The sequence below is a fragment of the Massilia genomosp. 1 genome (genome assembly GCF_011682185.1).
GTDB lineage: Bacteria > Pseudomonadota > Gammaproteobacteria > Burkholderiales > Burkholderiaceae_D > Telluria_A > Telluria_A rubra.
Window position 1 is genome coordinate 1 of the sequence record NZ_WHJF01000642.1, and the last position, 251, is coordinate 251.

1 pseudogene is annotated in these 251 nt (G+C 59.4%); it reads left to right on the forward strand.

What is annotated here, in order from left to right:
• Positions 1 to 132: 132 nt before the first annotated feature.
• Positions 133 to 251 (forward strand): annotated as a pseudogene (locus tag F1735_RS35125) (IS1595 family transposase); the annotation flags it as partial.

Below are 251 nucleotides of genomic sequence, written 5' to 3' on the forward strand. Positions count from 1 at the left end.
TCGCGCCGCCCGCCCTTGACCCTGCTCCGGACCGGACATCGACAAGCGCCGCAAGGCGCAGACATTCACAGCGGTAGCCGATATGGTAGCCGAAGTCAACTTCCACTCAAAACGGCATTGGGCCGTTTTCTCTATTTGGCCGAGGCTCAGTATCGATTTAACCGGCGCTTCGATTTGTCGACCATCTTGACGCGCCTCTTGTACGCTGCTGTCGCCACGGGCAACCGAACCGAAGCGTGGTGTCGGTTAGC